This window comes from Hymenobacter sp. H14-R3 (assembly GCF_030063445.1).
Lineage (GTDB): Bacteria > Bacteroidota > Bacteroidia > Cytophagales > Hymenobacteraceae > Hymenobacter.
The window spans coordinates 23,119-39,424 of record NZ_JASITD010000027.1 but is presented as its reverse complement, the minus strand read 5'-3'; the positions used below and the strand labels follow the sequence as shown (position 1 = coordinate 39,424).

Sequence of the window (16,306 nt, the reverse complement as noted above, 5' to 3'; positions counted from 1 at the left end):
GGGCCGGCCGACGACTGGCCCCGCTTTTTTACTCCCCACAACCGCCCCAATGGCAACCACCACCAAAACCGCCGCAGGTGCCGCAGAAGCCGCCCCCGCCGCCATCGACACCGCCCCGAAGCCCAGCCGCGCCTACCTCACGGCCACCGTGGACGAGGACAGCGGCGAAGTCGCCGAAACCAGCCGTTTCCGCTACCTGCCCGGCCACCCGCGCCAGGTCCGGTTCGACGCCAAGGCCGGCCAGTTCAACATCGGCGGCACCGTGCCGCTGGGCAACTCGCTCGAATTCGTGCCCCTGGCCTGGCGCATCTTCTCCGACAACATCCTGAACATGGGCCGCAAGACCTGGGCCGAGCTGTTCTTCATTGATGAGAAGGGCGCCGTGTGCGCCGTGCTTTTCCACGGCTACAGTGTGGAAAACCTGTACCGCCTCATCGAGCCGCTTTTCTACGACGACCTGACCCTGGCCGACGTGAAGGTGAAAGTCACGCCCGAGAAGAAGCAAACCACGAAAGAAGGCAAAACGGCCACCTACTACATCGCGGGCTTTAGCTACTCCAAAGCCGACCCGGCCGAGGTGCAGGCCCTGCGCGAGTTCGCCGAGGACTTCGCCATCTGGCGCGAAGAAACCTACACCGGGCTGGCCGACCTGAAAACCTGCCACGCCTACGCCGTGCCCCAGGCCGACGAGCAGCCCGCTCAGCTCGAAGCCGCCGAAGCCGCCCCGGCCACCGCCGAATAGCCACCGGGCGGGGCCAGCCACGCCACAGCTGGCCCCGCCCGAAGCGGCGGGCCGCCTTGACGACACCGCCGAAACCAACGGGCCGCCACCCGCGCCCAGCTCACTCCTTCCCGCCTCACTCTCATGCTGCAACTTCCCGAACTCCGCCAAGAGCAAATTCCAAATTCCCCTGACGAGGCCGCCCGCCTGACCGAGCTGGCCCAACTCCTCGCTATCACCGCCCCGCTGGCCGACCTGCGCGACCTCGCGCCCGCCGTGCGCCAGCTCTTTCCCGAACCGGCCTACCTGGTAGGCTGCGGCGGCTCCCACATCTGGCTGCACCGGGCCGCCGAGGCCGGCCGCCTCGCTTGCATCATCGACCACCACCAATAGCCCTCACCGCCACTTATTCGCCCCGCCATGTTCACCGACCACCGCCACCACCCCGGCCTATCTCAGGAAGCCCACCGGGCCCTACCCTTCGTTTCCAATACCGACCTGACCGAAACTAAAAACCGCGCCCTAGGCATCACCCGCCAGCCCAACCCGCAGGCGCTGGCCTTCGGCAGCCACTTCCATACCGCCGTGCTGGAGCCCGCCCAATACCAGCGCACCGCCCAGCGCGTGCCCTGGCAGCAGATTGAGGACCTGGCCGCGGCCGTGCGCCGCCAGCGGTTTTGTCGTGACCTGCTTTACCGGGGCCAGGCCGAGCAGACCCACACCGCCACCCACGAGGCCACCGGCCTCACGGTAAAAGTGCGCCCCGACCTACTCATCACCAGCCCCAAAACCGGACGGCGGGTGCTAGTCGATTTCAAAACCACAAGCTGCCCCGACTACGCCAGCTTTTGCGCCACCATTGAGAAGTACGACTATGACCGCCAAGCCGCCCTCTACACCGACCTGCTGGGCGCGGCCCGGTTCATCATCATCGGCGTGCAGAAAAAAGCCCCCTCCGAGGTGTGGCAGTTCGAGGTGAGCGCCGCCCCCGGCCTCATCGAGCAAGGCCGCAAGAAGTACGAGCGCCTGCTGAAACTCTGCGCCCAGCAACAGCCGCAGCCCACCCTACCCACGGTACCGGCAGTGCCTACGCGGGCCTGGGCCCAGGCCTTCAACCGGGCGTAGACCGTGTCCGAGAACTACGATATAAAGCCCATGCTTACCCAGCTAAACATCATCCAGGACCAGCGCGGGTACACCGTCAGCACCACGCACCAGACCCACGCCGGAGCCCTGGCCCACTTTACCGAACTGCTGGCCGAATTCACCCGCGACCACCAGAAAGCCGCCGCCCGCCGCGCCGCTCAGCCCGCCGCAGCCGCCGGCGATACCGTATTAACCGGAGCCCCCAACCTGCCGCATCGCTGGGAAGGCCCCGGCCACAACGGCCAGTCGATTGAACCATACCCGGCCGCCCCCCCGCCTCGTGGCCACCACCACCGAAGCCGGCGAGCGTGCAGCACATGCGCCCGCGCCGTTGTTCAGGTTCGCATCACCCGGCAGCCGCAGTCCAGACGACGAGGAACCGCCATTCTGATACCGCCGCTGTTTCCCGCCCTGCTACTCCGTAATTTTCCACTCCCAACCCGCTGCCAGCCAGCCATGAGCACAGCCCAGCAGCTACACCGAGAAATCTTCCGCGCCCGCGACCAGCAGTTTTACACCAGAGCCGAGCTGCCCGAAGGCGGCATGACGATGGCGGGACCGGTCCCGACTCCCGATGCGGCCCTAGATTATTTGCAATAGACCTATCTGGTGAGCTAGTAATTCGTTTTCGATGACTCGGGCCGTCACTCAGCACCCGCTTCCCTGAGTTGATACCGCCAGTACCAACGTGCACCCAGACGTGAAAAGCCCCAGCGCCCCGCCCGGACGTTGAGGCTTTTCACGTCTGGGTGCAAAACTATTATGCCAATATCTAACCAGCTGAAAATCTTGAATATACTTAAAAATGATATGAATAGAGCATATGTTGTTCAAGAGCAAATAAATTACTCAATCAGCTACAAAATTCAGTGGTAGCACTGATGCAGAGCTACTAAGCAAAAAGTAATTTTGGTCGATTGAAATTGCTTAAAATATGCGCGTACTAACACTAACTTTAATAGTTGCACTTGTGCTGTTTAGCATATTATTGCTCCCTTCGTTCACTTCAAAGCCAAAGAAAGGTAAAAATCCAGCTGTAATATGGAACACCAATTCTATCCCTGTATGCTGGCTTAATCCAAGTCAGAGTAATAAAATAGAAAGGGAATGGGTTCAAAATGCTATTAAACGCACTTGGGAATCTGCTTCAAGTTTAGAATTTGTAGGATGGTGCCAATGCCAGGATTATAATCCTAAAGGCAGCAACGGAATTAGAATAAAAATCGAAGATGTACCTCCGGAAAGCAGAATAGGCAAAGCAGCTGATTCAGACAGTGTTGCAATGAGACTTAATTTTTCCTTTAAGGATACGCCCATTTTCCTGCCGATAGCATCGAATTATTACAGTGACGTACCTAGTGAGAGAGTATGGCCTTCAAATCCTAAGCTCAAGAAATTATTTATTGAAGCTCAGGCAGTCCATGAGTTCGGTCATTCTATCGGTTTCAGTCATGAACAAAGCCGAAACGACTGTTCTCAGAAAGATTGCATCAATTTTGAGAAGATGAACCCGAGTGACAGCACCCTTACTGTCGTTCCGTGCAATGCACGGTCAGTCATGAACTATTGCAATGATATTTATTTAAACGAAGGATATTTAAGCTCTTTGGACATAATAAAATTACAAGAATTTTATCCGAAACCAAATAACAATCAAGTAGATACTCTTCGTATAAATTACTCCGCAACCAACAAGAAAACCTTGTTTACAAAAAGAGACAAACGAACCAAAAAAAAACCAACTTATCAAGAACAAAGGTCTTATGAATACAGTGGTTTAAAAATAATAGCAAAACAGGTATCAATTACTATATTAGGTAAACAAGAATTATTAAATAATATATCAAAAGTAGATTATTATTTTCATAGGGAAACATTCAATCCTATGACAAGTAATGATGGGTCTAATAATTATCACATAATACTAACAAAAGTATGGGGAAACTTTATGTGTGAAGCGAAAATAACTTTCAAGGATGATAGCTCAGTCATTATTTCAAAATACATTTTTGCCAATAATGATACTGAAGGAATCCACAAATTAGACCTTAGATCACCTTTCGTTGACCATAGAGGCAAAGGCTCACGATGAATCAACACAAGAGGCATTCACCTTCAAACTAAATCTAATGAAAGCAGCATTACTAACCCTCACTCTTGCAGTCCCTTATTTTTGTACTGCACAAGTTCAACCAAAGCCGCCTATCAAGGCAAAAGTCGTAAAAACAGACTTAATTAGCCCCACCTTAATGCAGTCACTTGTTAATCCAGGTGGGGCGCCCTTTTCCCCAGTTAGTTCAATCGCGTTTGAGAGCACATTATGGGCTAATCATTTGCAGGATTTTGTAGGAAGCATTGTCCTAATTGAGATATCTCCTGACGGAAACGCAACAATCACCCAGGTTTTAAATAATATAAAAGCAGACACTACCAAAAATAGAGTTGTTCCGCCATCGCTACCTGAAATTGAATACAAGCTAATCGACAAAAGTACATCCGCCTCTATTAGCTTTATGGGTATAAGCCCAAGCATGTCCAATGAAGAACGATACGAATACAATTCCACCACTTTGGCAATATCAACAATAACGGGTCGACAAGTCGATAAGACAAAGATACCAACAGGTGTAAAATGCAACAACCCAGCGAACTGTCAGTACTTTTATGTAAATGCTGCTTCAGTCCAAACATGTGAAACAACTCATTTAGTGAAGCGGGGCAGGACACTAAAAGTGGATAATTTCCCAGTGGGCGTTGCAGCAGTGCCTATAAGTGGTAATTTTTACACTGGAAATACTACCAGTGATAGAATTAAAAAGAATATTGTTTTCTGCACCCTTTTAAGCTTACCGTAGCAAAAATGCTAATTAGCACGTTTGTCAATTTTGCAAGCAACTCCTTGGTAGCACCGGGCAAGTAACAGAATGTATTGCAAACACCAAAAAGCCGACCCTTAATCAGAGGGCCGGCTTTTTGGTAGGGACCTGACCGGAATTAACGAATCCCTACATCTCACCAGCAAGTGCCGGAGTCTCGTCAGGCTTCTAAATGCCCAATTTCTTGGCCTTTGCAGGCTTCTCAGCCACTGGGGCCACGTACTCGCCAGCAACCAGACCCGGCAGCTCAGCCCCGTCTTTGCTATCCTCGAAAGTGCCGATGATAGCCTAATATTTGGGCACTTGTGCGACATCAGCAGATTTGCAAATAGCCTCCAAAATAATGATTTTGCCCAATACATGCGCTTACTTAGAATCTACCAATCGAGCCCCCACTCGCTAACGTTCCAGCCCTAGCTAGCGCCCCCGCAGCATATAATCAAACTGGCTCAAATGCGTGTCGCGCAGGTGTTCCATCCAATGCTGCGCAGCTTCCACGGTCTGCATCTCATCGGCCGGCAATGGGAAAATGGGCGACACGGTACTACCGGGACCGAAGTTCATGCGCAGCCCGTACCCGCCCATCACGTCGACCCGCACGATTTCAAACTGGCACCCGCGGGCTTCGTAGGCGCCGCAGTAATCGGTAATGGATGCAGCATCCGGGAGGAAATATGGCATAAAGAATAGTAGAAAAGTAAAAACGGAGGCCCGGCAACCCACCGGTACCTCAAAACCCGATTCTCGGCCGCCGAGGCCCCGGCTTACTGGCTCGGACTCACACCCGCTTGCGCCCCTTCCGCTGCTGCTCCCGCGCCTGCAAGTCGCCCCAGCCGCCAATCATCGCCTCGAAGGTTTCGCCCTTCAACACCAGTACCCAGTAGCGCACCCGGTCCCGCAGAATATAGTTTATCACCGTGTCCATGTGCCCGTTGCGCCGCAGCTCCTCCGCCTCGCCGGGGCGCAGCGCCACCGCAAAATGCGTGTAGCAGTCCCCGTTAGGCAGCGCTACCATCGTAATGCGCCGGTTGCGCAGCCGCCGCACCACGGCGCTATTGGAAACGGGGTAGTCGGGTAGGGCCCCTGGCAGATGGGCGGGTGGTATCGGAAAAGCCATTGCGTAGCAGATGAAGTAGGTTGAGAATCGGCTTACCGCCAGCAGAGCGGTAAGTCAAATTAAACGACTACTAAACTAATTAGCTCATTCGTCAACTAATAAACTTGGCATTTCCAGCTGATAACCAGCCGAAAAAATATTCTACCTCGGTAGTAATACCGCTGTATCCGCCGCGTAGCCTGATGGTTGCGCGAATCAGCAACAGGTGTAGCCAAGCCTTACCGACACAAAAAAGCCGACCCCCATACAGGGGCCGGCTCCTGCATTTTATAGTAATGGCCGCTATAAAGCCGCTGCATCAGCTTGCTCACCTACCGTAAACGTGTGGGTCAGCCGCGCCCCGGACGGGGCCACCGCTGTCATCGTGACGACCTGCCCGGCCGCCACACTCGGCACCGATAAGCTAATCGTGTCGTTCAAAGCCAGCTTATAGGAGTAGGCCCCCAGCGAGTCGAACACCAGCAGGTACTCCGTATCCGTCGCCACCGGCGAGGAGACTTGCAGCGTGAGGTTGTCGTAACCGCCCGAAAAGCTGTGCAGGAAGCTCGTCAGCGTCAGGGCCCCGGCCGACGGCCCCACGGCGGCGCTCGCCGCCAGCACGGCCCCCGGCAGGTCAAAGCCCAGCTTGTTGGCGTCCAGAATGTATATGCCATCGGGCACGAGCTGGGTGAGCGAGTTGAAGGTATTGCCCGGCTTGAACACCTGGTAGGCGGTACCGTCGCTGGTGATGCCGTACACGGCGTTCGCGTTGGTTTTCCAGGCCGCCGAGGCCAGCGCCTGGGCCGCCCCGCCGTAGAGGAAGCCCACCAGTTTTTTGCTTATCGTACTCATAAGTATGGAGTAGTAAAAAGTTGAGAGAAAAGAATCAGCCGGCCGCCAGGTCGCGCGGGTCGAGGTAGCCCAGTAGCACGTAGCCCACCGGAAAAGGAGCCGGCGGCCACGCCGCCCCGACCTCGAAAGCCGTTTGCAGGTCGGCGTAGTACTGGCCGGCCGGGGCCTGCACCACCGCCACCAACCAATGCGCGAGCGCCACTTGCGCCCGCACCGTGTCGAGGCCCACCATCGGCTCCAAGGCCGTAATCTGTACCTGGCCTAGCCCGACCGTAGTAGTAAGAAGGCTATTCATCGCGCATGAGGCTAAAAAACAGGCCGGCCCCGGCATCGCACCAGGGCCGGCCCATTCGTTGGCTAGGCCGCTAGGCCTAGAAGTTCACCGTGGCCGCGAACGCGCCCGTGTGGGCCACGCCGGCGTGCGTGAAGCTGAACGCCTTGCCGTTGTAGCGGTCCAGGTACGCCACCGAGGCCACCTGCGCGCCGCCCACGTTGATGTCCATGTTGGCCGGGGCGCTGCCGCCCGTCGTCAGCGCGTCGAAGCCGAAGCCGTCGCCCGCCGAGGCGGCCAGCGTCACGCCCTGAGCGTTGTCATTCGGACCGGTCAGGTTCGTGTTGTAGGCCACGTTGCCCGAGCCGCCGCCCACCGAGCCCGAGCCCGCGATGTACTCGATTGCCAGCGGGTTGGTCGAGTTGTTGTTCAGCGGGTAGTACTGCCCGTTGAGCTGCTGGTAGAAGTTGATGCCCAGCACGCCGACCACCACCTCGTCGACCGTCGGCGCGGCCGGGAAGGCCGCCACCACATCGCGGTTGCTGATGGTCGCCGAGTTCAGTGCCAGCACCCCTAGGGGCGCGGCCACCGTGGCCTGCGTGTAGGTGCCGGTGGCGAAGTTCATCAGCGAGGCCCCGAACAACAGCTCGAAGTGCGTCGCGCCTTGGGGCGGCGCGATGTCGCTAATCGGAGCCAGCGACGGAATGTGCAGCGTCACGTTCGCGCCGCTGCCGGCCACCGTGTACTGAAAAAACACGTTCTGGCCGATGCCCGCGCCCAGGTTGAAGTTGAAGCCCAGCAGGCTGGCCACGTTATCGCCCTGCACGAGGCGGGTACCACGGCCGTTCACCGTGTCCATCGCAATCACGGCGCGCACCTTCTGCGTGAGGCGGCTCACCATGCGGCGGTCCGAAGCCGCCGCGATGAGGGCGCGCAGCGAGTCCCGAATCAGCTTGCCGCCCGAGGCGGCGCGGCCAAACTCGGAGGCGTTTTCACGAGTACGTGCCAGCGAAGCCGACGAAGTGAAGGCCGCCTTATTGGAGGCGGGTTTTTGACGGACCGAGCCGTCTTTGGCGAATACAAGGCCGCCTACCGTGCCTTGCAAGCCCAGAATGCCAGTTTGAGAGGCCATAGGGAAGTACAGAAAAAAGGTGAGAGAAGTAACCTCTTGCTTTCATTTACGCGGCGCTGCTACCAGGGGCAAGTACCCTGATAGCGCCGCTTGATTTCCGAATTGAAGGAGCGCCACAGCTTGGGCGGCACGGCCTTAGCTACGCCGCATTTCCACAGCCCGAGCCCCGCCCGCTGCGCGGCCAGCTGCTGTGGCGCCCGGCCCGCTACCGTGTGGTTCGGGTCGTAAGCCCAGGCCCAGCCCCGCGCCACCAGTAGCGAATCCAAGGGCACCGGCCGGCCCGCCGCGGCCACCGTCGCCGTGGGCAGCAGCACCGCGCCCAGCGTGCGGCCGTACAGGTCCAGCCCAGCCCGCGCCACCAGCACCACGCGCCCCGGTGCCAGCAGCCGCGCCACCGAGTCGGTGGCCTGGGGCCCGAACGCCTGGTCGTGCTCGGGCGCGTCCACGCCCAGCAGCCGCAGCCGGTAGGTACTCCCGCCCGACAGCATGATGTAGGTATCCGCGTCGACGACGCGCACCACGCGGGCCGCCTCGGCGGCCACCGCGGCGCGGGCGGTGAAGGACGAAACCGGCAAGTCGTCCGAGCGCATACCCACGCACCCCACCGCCAGCGCCCCCGCCAGCCCTACCCCCGCCATTACCGAAATAACCCGTTTGCGAACCATGACCCGAACCTACGGCCCGGTTTTGGCGGTTGTATATTCGCCTTGCCAACTATACCCCAAAAGCCCCCATAATGCTTCAGGTCTGCATCTACCCCAAGCAGGCAGCTCAGCTCACCGGCAACCAATACACCGCCGGCAAGCGCCTCTTGCAGCGCATCCGCACCAAGCTGGGTAAACCGGCCGGCTCCTACGTCAGCATAGGCGAGTTCTGCCAGTTCACCGGCCTGCCCGAGGCCGAAGTCTCCCGCGCCCTGAACCGTAGCTAGCCCGTAGCTGGAGCGTAGCTTAAGTATGGATAAAGCATACTATACCACCTTACTCGTGCTTACCCAGCAGCGGCCGGAGCTGCTGCGCCACTGCTCGCTCTACCAACGGCAGCGGCGCAGCCATATCGTCTTCAAACTCGAAAACTGTCATATCCAGTATTAAGCTCAACTCGCGCGCCCAATGGTAAAGCTGTAACCCTTGCGTAGCTGCCGAACGCGAGAAGCCTAAATGCTGAATTACCCGCATACTTAGCGGTACCGACGACACTTTACCCACGTAAAGCACCGACGAAGTGTTGTCGATATTGATGCGCCGCGCCGGTACAGCCCGTGTCTTGGTATCAGCGTAAAGCTTAGCTGCTGCCAGCACATTGACCGAGTTGCCGGGTGGACATATCTCGAACACATATACGGCCGGTCCCCGTACCGCTGCCAACTGTTGGAAATCAGCCCGGTGCTCTACTGATTTTCGAATCTTTTCCTCTGAGAAGTCGCGCATTCCTCCGATATCGAAGCGGAAACGATGCACCGCCTTCACCCCTACCTCAGCCACCCGTTGCAGCGGCCCCGCCGCCGCTCGGCATCCCTGTCGTATCAAGGCAATCGTGTCGTGTTGCAGCGCGGTATCCATACAGCCAGAAGTTAATTAGTAAAGCTTATGCAGTGCAGCACTCCGCCCAGTTCAGCCAGTCGAGTACAGTTCACCGGCACTACCTGGCCCTGGGGATTCAATCGCCGCAGGCAGTCTAGCGCGGCCTCATCGCTATCCAGCCCATAGGTTGGCACCAACCAGGTCGAGTTAAGTTGCAGAAAATTAACGTAGATACCCACCGCACTATCCAGCGACGAGGCGCCGGGTTTGGTAGTAGGGTTCTCTGGTAGCCGCGTCACCTCTACACCATGCGCTCGTAGCCGCTCCGCCAGCTCATCGGCGCACCGTTGGTCGGGTGCCCATTCCGTCGGGTAGGTGGCGACCACGGCCCGATTCTCCCCTACGAAGGCCACGTAGCCATCCGTATGCCCCAGCTTGTCAGCCCTCGGCAACGCTACCCACTCCACTATTTCTACGCCCAGCGCTTTCCGAATATCCCATACTAGCTGTATGTATTCGAGCGAGCCGACGGCCACTCCGTTGTGCTTCAGCATCAGTTCGCCTATCAGGGCTACCCGCCCGTCGCTCACCAAGTTGCCCCCGTCCCACCACCACGGCAGGCGTTCTACATCCATTCCCAACACCGCCGGCACCAGCAGCATACTCTCCCCAATAGTCAGCGGCGAGTAGCGCGGCTTCACAAGCTTTCCCCCGCAATTGAAACCCACCGCGTCGCGCAGCCAGATAGTCTGCAACTCGCTCTGCACTACGTAGCGCAGGCGCGGGTGCAGTTGCCTAGGCAGTAGCCGCAGCATCACCGCCCGCGACTTCACCAGCAGCACCACTTCCAACTCGGGCGGCACCTTGCACAGCAGTTCATCATAAAACTGCGTCAGCCCATTGTAGTCACTACCCTCACCGCTCACCCCTTCCGGGTAGGCCAGCACCAACTGCCGTATCGGTGCGAAGTCCGTCCGCAGCCCGGCCTCATAGTCGCTCGGCTCCATTCCCAGCGGCCCGAACAGCGCCAACGCCTCGCTTCTAAATTCGGCCGTTAGTCGGTTGCCTACTGCCCGTACACGCCGCCACATTGCATGAGTAGCCTCCCGGTTCAAGTGGGTAGAATCACCCTGGCGCTCGTCATTCGACAGCATCCAGGGCTGAATGCGCTGCCAGTTCAGTAGAGCCTCCTGCGCCTGCAACTTCAGCAGTTGCCCCAGCAAATCGCGCAGGTGCTCTACTTCTTTGATATTCGGCCCGTTAGTAAAATCCTCTACCAGCGCAGCATAGCGTTGAAATTCGGGGTCGTCGGCAATATCCTCCGGGTGCATAAGGCAGCGCTTTTTTGGCCGAATATAGCGGGTGGACAAGGGAGGTAGCACATAGTATCTGTTACGCGTTATTGCCCGTCCCAGCCCCAATGCGCGGCCCCGCCCGGCCGTGCATGAATGATAGCCTACGCCGCGCCCGGCAGCACTTGGCACACCGCTCCGTTCGCTTTTCCGTCGTGGCTGGCCGGCTGCCCTTCCCACACTCGCCGCATGGTTTGGTGCTGCAAATCCTCAACAACTTTGGCGTAAATCAAGGTCGTTTGAATCTTAGCGTGGCCCATTACCTTTTGCAGCACTTCCACCGGCATCCCACGTAGCAAGCTTTGCGTGGCGAAGGTGTGGCGAGCCGTGTGCGAAGTCAGCAGCTCGTATTTCGGCACCGACTTTTTCACCATCACCCCGGCCACCCGCTCAGATACTACCACTGGCGCAGTAAGCCCCGCATACTTACCCACCTGTTTTAGATGGCGGTTCATTACCTGATTAGCCAGTACTGGCAGTAGCCGCGCTCGCTCCCCGTCCCCAGCATACTTGTCGAGGATGGCCGAAGCCGCATCGGTCAGATAGATACTCACGCCCGTGCGCGTCTTGGTTTGCACTAGCCGTAGCACCCGTGCCCCATCCCATTCATGTATGTGGCCTGGCTGCAAGGCCCACACGTCCGAGTAACGCAGTCCAGTGTAGCAGCAGAACAACAGCACATCTCGCACCCGCACGAGGTGCGAAGGCAGCACGGCCGTGGCCAGCGCTGTTAGGTCTTCGGCCGTGAGCCACATTTTCAGAATATCGGCGTGCTTGCCTTGCAGCTTCCGCAGTTCAACCGGCACCGCCATCCCCCGTTCTTCCCGGCACCAACGCAGCAGCACTTTCAGCCCGCGCACCACCGAGGCGATGGTGTTCTGGGCTAGATTCCGGTCAAAGCGCAGAAAGTGCAGCACCCGGTCATGGGTCGCCAGGTCGTAGGTAGTCGGGTCCAGCAGCTCGCCCCGCTCCTGTTCATAGGCGGCCAGCCAGCTGCCCAGCATCTTGCGCTGGCGTAGCGTGTGATCGGCGTAGCCCCGCGCCCGCAAGGCCTCCCGGTGCTCGTCGTTCAGCACCGTAATGGACCGCCTCACCGGCACCACCGCCACCGGCTCGACTACCGGCCGTAGCGCGGCTTTCAGCCCCGCCAGCGTGGGCGTGCCGCCCGCGGCCCGCACCTTGCGCCACCAGTCGCTTACCTGAGTAGCACGCAAATCCAGAAAGTCATTAGCTTCTTCGGCTCCGGTAAAGGAGCTTCGAAACCGTTGCCGACTCTCGTTCCATTCGGCGGGCTTACATTTTTCGCCGGTTGCGCATTTGAGCCGTAGCCCGTCGAAGTAGGCGATGAGGTGGACCGGGCAGCGTCCCGAGCTGTCCTTCTTGTCAGTCCTTAACACAAACTGAGTAGTCATTGGTGGAAGGGGGCGTATAGGGGGGCGCTACTCGCGTAGCACATCCCACATGAAGCGCCGTGCCTACCGGTTGGCCCGAACGCAAAAAACCCGGAAAACAGCTTCTGCGACGCGAGAAGCTGTTTTCCGGGTCTTCCGGTTGTCGGTTATTGTACCAGAGACGGGGCTACAAAACAGGCTTATTATACAAGCACTTAGCATCGCCGTGGTAAACAAATGTTAAACATTCAGGCCGAGTAGCTCCTGGTAGCTGGCCTGCAACAAGTCGCGGCTGCCTCGCAGCTCGTGCACATACACACACCCATCAGCCGCATCGGTGAGGTGCGCCCAGGTGCGCGCATCCAGGACATCAAGGAGCGCGACCGGGCGGGCTTGCTCATCCACCAGGCGCACGGCACCGGTGGACTCGGCATCGAGCAGGCGCTGGAGCAAATCAGTTGGTAGGGTCGGGGCCATAGCGCTGCTTGTAGAGGTCGAGGGTTTGGAGGGCAGCAATCAATTGGTGCTGCACCGAAACCAGACGGTCCTGGCAATCATCGAATTGGCGTTTGTAGGGGGCCGGCTCCTCGTTAACGAGACTAACCAGGGCACCGGATAAGTCTTTGAATTCTTCGGAGAAATCGTGCTTGAGCACCTTCCCAATTGCTAGGATTCTATCCCACGACATTTCCGGATTGGCAAAATCGAGGTAAAGCTGGGCCCGGGAAATATTTATTTTTTGGGCAAGACGAGATATGGAAAGTCCACTTTCCTGCACCACTTTCTTGACTAGTTCACCGCGTGAGGCCATAGTATGACAAAATTGTACAGTCTTTTGTCCAGGTAGCGCGACAATATTGAGTAGGGTGGCGTAGGTTTTGTCCATATTATTTGACACTTTTGTACAGTCAACTCGTTAGAGTTAGACAGGCACTAGACAAATAGTAGGCCAGCAACTCCAAAAACCACCCTCATGAGAATCCGGAATAGATTAAAAATGCTGCTCCAGGAAGCCGGCATTAAATCGATGGTTCCCACCGATGACCTGCTGCGGCAGCTCGATGGCATGACCATCCACCGCTTCAACCAGATAATGGCGAACGATAGCAAGAAGGAGCTATCGCTGCTGGAAGTCGGCCTGCTCAAACAGTGGCTGGCCACCCTTACCCACCAGCAGCCCGACGATATCGAATTACTGGAGCGGCAGGAGGCAGTTGCGCTATGATAATCACTGGCGTCGTCACGCTCTACACGAGCAACTCTGACTCAGGGCAATTCCGCACCACCATCGCTCAGCTGATGGCCCTGGGCATTTTCGTGATTCTCAAGCCTCTCGGCGATATCAAGCAGCGCAAAAAGCAATCGGTGAGCATCAGCCCGGGCCTGGCCACGACCCTGGCCACGATGCACCAGAACTAACCACCCTACTACTAAACGATTTATGGATTCCCAATTCACCCCGTTGGCCGACGTTTCGCGCCAGCTCCTGCAGGTGGGCACCCCACCCGCCTACGTTTTCACGGAAGGTGGCGCCCGCTACGACCGCGACCTTATCGCGCTCAGCATCCAGCTGCGCATAGCCGAAGCCCAGGAGCGCATCGCGGCCGCCCTGGAAGCAGTTATTTCAGTTGTTGGCTTGTCGCCTGAGGAGCTGGCTATTTTGGAAGGAGACTCGGCTCGTGGGTAAGCAGCAGCAAGCCGAGCGCCTGGTCGATGACATTCACCACCTGGGCCACGAACTAAGCAAACTGATTCATCAGCAGTACGCTATCCCTCAAGACTCACCTACCTGGGACCAAACCCGCCGGGCCTGGGATGAGCTGCACGAGACCTTCAGCAGCAAGGAGCGCCAGTTGCTGGCCATATCGCCCCGGGTGCCCCTGGCTGGCGCGCTGGCCTTCGCGGAAGCCAGCTGGACTATCGCGGAGCAGGAGCTACTGCGGGAGGGCGTGCTGCCCTTATACCCCGCGCCCCCCAGCGCCGTGGGGGGCGCGCGCTACGTGGTGGAGGTGCCCGTGGGCCACTACATGCTGGAGGCCTTTTTCGCAGCTATGGCTGATAAAGGCGGGGCCGTGGTGAGCACCCGGCCATCGCTGGGCTGCATGGGGCACATCTACAGCACTACCTACTACACGATTTCGCTCGAGAGCGGCGACGACCAGTTCGAGCTGGGCTTGCTGATGGCGCTGCACTACTACGCCACGAAGACTGAGAGAGGAGCCCTGTATCGTGCCTAGACCCCTCAGAAGAGGACTTTCTAGCCTGCCCAGGCCTCGGAGCACGGCTAGCCAGTACGAATACAATGAGCGCCAACCCCTCACTCTGACCCCCATGAACATCAAAAACTATACCTCCACGGTGCCGTCAATGCTTTCATCGGCCGCTATCGAAGCCCTACTCGTGGAGGCTGGAGCTACGGCCGTGAGCAAGTGGTATGCCGAAAAGAGCCTGGTCGGCTTCATGTTTGAGATTCCGGTGGGCGCGGCCCGCTTGGTATTCCGGCTGCCGGCCAACGAGGAGCTGGTGTACAAGCTCATGCTCAGCAAGCTCGGCAAGGCCAACCCTAGCACCGAGAAACGCATCAGTATCCGCGCCCAGGCCGCCCGCACCGCCTGGCGCACCCTCCACGAGTGGGTGCAGCTACAGGTGGCCATGATTCAGCTTCAGCAGGTGGAGGCCCTGCAAGTTTTCCTGCCCTTCAACTACAGCCAGGACACGGGGGCCACCTTCTACGACAGCGTGAAAACTGGCAACGTCAAACTGTTAGCCTAATAATCAACACTATGACTACGCGCCAACAAGAAGACCTACTGGATGTGCTGACCAAGCTCAGCCACCTGACTGCTCACCTAGCTGATATCTCGACAAACATTTCCCGTCATAAACCTTATGACGCAGCTACTGACCAGGCTACGCTGGATTTGTACGCCAAGGCTTGCGAAGTAGTAGGGGATGGCCAGACGCTGCTTCGCCGATTCAATCCTGAAGTAGCAGTGCCTGAAGGCATTGGCTACACGCCTGCGGCGAAATGGATGCCCGATATGCCGATGCGGTGTTGCCCAGAATGCACAGGCCAAGGCAACTCTCACGGCATGAGCGATGAGGATGTACTGGCGGGGCAGGAAGCCGGTGAAGAAGCTCGCCTCGACTACGACGAGGAGGATGACGACGGCGAAGTCTACTGCCCGGTTTGTGGTGGATATGGTGGGGAGTCCTATGGTAGTGACTCTGGCACCTGCGACGAATGCGGCGGCAGTGGCTATGTAACTGCTGGTTATGGAGATGACGAGGAAGAGTAATGCCAATTGACTACCGCAACTACCCGCAGAACTGGCTCAGTGAAATCCGGCCCCGCATCCTCAAGCGCGATGGCCACTGCTGCAAGTTCTGCGGGGTAGCCGACCGCCTGGAGGGATGGCGGGTGCCGAGCGGCCAGTTTTATACCATCGCTGATTGGGAAGGCAACTACATCGCCCCGGCCGATGAAGCAGCACTAGCTAAGGTGTTGAAGAAGAAGCCGAATCCTTACCAAATAGTGCTCACAGTGGCACACCTGGACCACCGTTTGATTGACCACAGCGACACCAATCTGGCTGCCCTCTGCCAGCGCTGCCACCTCAATCATGACCGCCCGGCCACCGCTCGCCAACGCGCCCAAAGCCGACGCTACAGTTGGCGCAAAAGACAATATCCCATCCAATTCTAACGACCAATTTCAATGGCTACCTCACAAAATACCGACGTTGTCTGCATAGAAGTCAAAGTCAAAGCTGACGGCAAGAAAATCTTAAATACTGGCATTGGAGGCACCCAGGCCGATTCTGAAGCCTTCGTTCAAGCGATTGAATACATCATTGGGAGCCCTCAAAAAGCGCTGGCCCTTTTAAAGGCTGAATACGGAGAGTAGCCTCACTGCATAGCTCCATAGGCAAACGCGCTCCTAATT

The 16,306-nt window shown here is 57.8% G+C and carries 26 protein-coding genes; 15 read left to right on the top strand and 11 right to left on the bottom strand.

Annotated elements, in window-relative coordinates; translation table 11 throughout:
* Positions 1-49 precede the first annotated feature (49 nt).
* The 6 genes from QMK33_RS19435 (at position 50) to QMK33_RS19410 (ending at position 4,722) form a co-directional block, all read left to right on the top strand.
* Complete coding sequence (locus QMK33_RS19435; RefSeq protein ID WP_283566287.1) at positions 50-742, top strand: hypothetical protein; 693 nt, start codon at positions 50-52, stop codon at positions 740-742.
* A gap of 123 nt (positions 743-865) precedes the next feature.
* A complete protein-coding gene (locus tag QMK33_RS19430; RefSeq protein WP_283566286.1) occupies positions 866-1,114 on the top strand; it encodes a hypothetical protein in 249 nt (82 codons plus the stop codon).
* Between the two features lie 27 nt (positions 1,115-1,141).
* The gene (locus QMK33_RS19425) at positions 1,142-1,846 is read left to right on the top strand and encodes a PD-(D/E)XK nuclease-like domain-containing protein (protein WP_283566285.1); all 705 of its coding nucleotides are present in this window, start codon (positions 1,142-1,144) and stop codon (positions 1,844-1,846) included.
* Positions 1,847-1,876: 30 nt separating this feature from the next.
* Positions 1,877-2,467: a hypothetical protein gene (locus QMK33_RS19420; protein WP_283566284.1), complete on the top strand. Its 591-nt coding sequence runs from the start codon at positions 1,877-1,879 to the stop codon at positions 2,465-2,467.
* A gap of 334 nt (positions 2,468-2,801) precedes the next feature.
* Positions 2,802-3,959: a pYEATS domain-containing protein gene (locus QMK33_RS19415; RefSeq protein WP_283566283.1), complete on the top strand. Its 1,158-nt coding sequence runs from the start codon at positions 2,802-2,804 to the stop codon at positions 3,957-3,959.
* A 37-nt stretch (positions 3,960-3,996) separates the two neighbouring features.
* Entirely contained in the window at positions 3,997-4,722 is a 726-nt protein-coding gene (locus QMK33_RS19410; protein WP_283566282.1) for a hypothetical protein, read from the top strand.
* Positions 4,723-5,160: 438 nt separating this feature from the next.
* Here the strand turns inward: QMK33_RS19410 and QMK33_RS19405 are convergent, their stop codons facing one another.
* The 6 genes from QMK33_RS19405 to QMK33_RS19380 form a co-directional block, all read right to left on the bottom strand.
* Positions 5,161-5,424 (bottom strand): hypothetical protein, encoded by a 264-nt coding sequence (locus tag QMK33_RS19405; RefSeq protein ID WP_283566281.1) that lies wholly within the window; start codon positions 5,422-5,424, stop codon positions 5,161-5,163.
* Between the two features lie 97 nt (positions 5,425-5,521).
* On the bottom strand, positions 5,522-5,860 hold the full coding sequence (locus QMK33_RS19400; RefSeq protein ID WP_283566280.1) for an MmcQ/YjbR family DNA-binding protein: 339 nt from the start codon (positions 5,858-5,860) through the stop codon (positions 5,522-5,524).
* 282 nt (positions 5,861-6,142) lie between these two features.
* Complete coding sequence (locus tag QMK33_RS19395; RefSeq protein ID WP_283566279.1) at positions 6,143-6,691, bottom strand: hypothetical protein; 549 nt, start codon at positions 6,689-6,691, stop codon at positions 6,143-6,145.
* A gap of 34 nt (positions 6,692-6,725) precedes the next feature.
* Complete coding sequence (locus QMK33_RS19390) at positions 6,726-6,986, bottom strand: hypothetical protein (RefSeq protein ID WP_283566278.1); 261 nt, start codon at positions 6,984-6,986, stop codon at positions 6,726-6,728.
* A gap of 76 nt (positions 6,987-7,062) precedes the next feature.
* Complete coding sequence (locus tag QMK33_RS19385; RefSeq protein WP_283566277.1) at positions 7,063-8,094, bottom strand: hypothetical protein; 1,032 nt, start codon at positions 8,092-8,094, stop codon at positions 7,063-7,065.
* Between the two features lie 59 nt (positions 8,095-8,153).
* Complete coding sequence (locus QMK33_RS19380) at positions 8,154-8,759, bottom strand: thermonuclease family protein (RefSeq protein WP_283566276.1); 606 nt, start codon at positions 8,757-8,759, stop codon at positions 8,154-8,156.
* Positions 8,760-8,830: 71 nt separating this feature from the next.
* Here QMK33_RS19380 and QMK33_RS19375 point away from each other — a divergent pair, with 71 nt between their 5' ends.
* Positions 8,831-9,025, top strand: a complete 195-nt coding sequence (locus QMK33_RS19375) for a hypothetical protein (protein ID WP_283566275.1) — start codon at positions 8,831-8,833, stop codon at positions 9,023-9,025.
* Between the two features lie 49 nt (positions 9,026-9,074).
* Here QMK33_RS19375 and QMK33_RS19370 read toward each other — a convergent pair whose 3' ends face one another.
* The 5 genes from QMK33_RS19370 to QMK33_RS19350 all read right to left on the bottom strand — a co-directional run bounded on the left by QMK33_RS19370 (position 9,075) and on the right by QMK33_RS19350 (position 13,048).
* Complete coding sequence (locus QMK33_RS19370; RefSeq protein WP_283566274.1) at positions 9,075-9,656, bottom strand: hypothetical protein; 582 nt, start codon at positions 9,654-9,656, stop codon at positions 9,075-9,077.
* Between the two features lie 11 nt (positions 9,657-9,667).
* Complete coding sequence (locus QMK33_RS19365; protein ID WP_283566273.1) at positions 9,668-10,948, bottom strand: agmatine deiminase family protein; 1,281 nt, start codon at positions 10,946-10,948, stop codon at positions 9,668-9,670.
* Between the two features lie 125 nt (positions 10,949-11,073).
* Complete coding sequence (locus QMK33_RS19360) at positions 11,074-12,381, bottom strand: site-specific integrase (protein ID WP_283566272.1); 1,308 nt, start codon at positions 12,379-12,381, stop codon at positions 11,074-11,076.
* A 219-nt stretch (positions 12,382-12,600) separates the two neighbouring features.
* On the bottom strand, positions 12,601-12,837 hold the full coding sequence (locus QMK33_RS19355) for a hypothetical protein (RefSeq protein WP_283566271.1): 237 nt from the start codon (positions 12,835-12,837) through the stop codon (positions 12,601-12,603).
* Entirely contained in the window at positions 12,815-13,048 is a 234-nt protein-coding gene (locus tag QMK33_RS19350) for a hypothetical protein (RefSeq protein ID WP_283566270.1), read from the bottom strand. Before QMK33_RS19350 ends, QMK33_RS19355 begins: the two co-directional genes overlap by 23 nt.
* Positions 13,049-13,357: 309 nt before the next feature.
* Between QMK33_RS19350 and QMK33_RS19345 the strand changes: the two genes are divergently transcribed.
* From QMK33_RS19345 to QMK33_RS19310, 8 genes are all read left to right on the top strand, one after another.
* Positions 13,358-13,585 carry a hypothetical protein gene (locus QMK33_RS19345; protein WP_283566269.1) on the top strand — a complete coding sequence of 76 codons (228 nt, stop codon included), beginning with the start codon at positions 13,358-13,360 and terminating at the stop codon, positions 13,583-13,585.
* Positions 13,582-13,779, top strand: coding sequence for a hypothetical protein (locus tag QMK33_RS19340; RefSeq protein ID WP_283566268.1), 198 nt, complete (start codon positions 13,582-13,584; stop codon positions 13,777-13,779). The genes QMK33_RS19345 and QMK33_RS19340 overlap by 4 nt, the downstream gene beginning before the upstream one ends.
* A 22-nt stretch (positions 13,780-13,801) precedes the next feature.
* Positions 13,802-14,047, top strand: a complete 246-nt coding sequence (locus tag QMK33_RS19335) for a hypothetical protein (RefSeq protein WP_283566267.1) — start codon at positions 13,802-13,804, stop codon at positions 14,045-14,047.
* A complete protein-coding gene (locus tag QMK33_RS19330) occupies positions 14,040-14,597 on the top strand; it encodes a hypothetical protein (protein ID WP_283566266.1) in 558 nt (185 codons plus the stop codon). Before QMK33_RS19335 ends, QMK33_RS19330 begins: the two co-directional genes overlap by 8 nt.
* 94 nt (positions 14,598-14,691) lie before the next feature.
* A complete protein-coding gene (locus QMK33_RS19325; RefSeq protein ID WP_283566265.1) occupies positions 14,692-15,132 on the top strand; it encodes a hypothetical protein in 441 nt (146 codons plus the stop codon).
* A gap of 11 nt (positions 15,133-15,143) precedes the next feature.
* Positions 15,144-15,659, top strand: a complete 516-nt coding sequence (locus tag QMK33_RS19320; protein ID WP_283566264.1) for a hypothetical protein — start codon at positions 15,144-15,146, stop codon at positions 15,657-15,659.
* A complete protein-coding gene (locus tag QMK33_RS19315) occupies positions 15,659-16,066 on the top strand; it encodes a hypothetical protein (protein ID WP_283566263.1) in 408 nt (135 codons plus the stop codon). The genes QMK33_RS19320 and QMK33_RS19315 overlap by 1 nt, the downstream gene beginning before the upstream one ends.
* Positions 16,067-16,078: 12 nt before the next feature.
* Positions 16,079-16,267 (top strand): hypothetical protein, encoded by a 189-nt coding sequence (locus QMK33_RS19310; RefSeq protein ID WP_283566262.1) that lies wholly within the window; start codon positions 16,079-16,081, stop codon positions 16,265-16,267.
* The last annotated feature ends 39 nt before the right edge of the window (positions 16,268-16,306 follow it).